The organism is Stenotrophomonas sp. STEN083, assembly GCF_056759195.1.
Genome location: NZ_JBRRCU010000124.1, coordinates 1 through 365, shown reverse-complemented (window position 1 = coordinate 365; position 365 = coordinate 1). Strand labels below are relative to the sequence as shown.

Annotated in this window: 1 protein-coding gene; it reads left to right on the top strand. The window is 66.3% G+C overall.

Going from position 1 to position 365, the window contains the following annotated elements; translation table 11 throughout:
* Window positions 1-365: DUF7507 domain-containing protein (locus ACVOK8_RS19160; protein WP_481568202.1), on the top strand; the 365-nt coding region annotated here is incomplete at both ends.

Sequence of the window (365 nt, the reverse complement as noted above, 5' to 3'; positions counted from 1 at the left end):
TGCCCACGCCGGTTGCCAGCTTCACCGTGGCCAAGCATGCGGCCGTGGCCGACAGCAATGGCAACACCGTGCTCGGTGATGCCGGTGACGTGATCACCTACACCTTTACGGCCAGCAACACCGGTACGGTGGACCTGACCGGTGTGGTGGTGAGCGATGCAATGCTGCCGGGCCTGGTATGCACCATCGCCAACCTGGCGGTTGGCGCCAGCAATGTCGCCTGTGCTCCGAGCAACAACACCTACACCATCACCGCTGCCGATGAAGCAGCGGGCAGTGTGGTCAACACCGCCACGGCGACCGCCGTGCCGCCGGGTACGATCACCCCGCCGACCACGACCACGCCGCCGGTGACCACACCGACG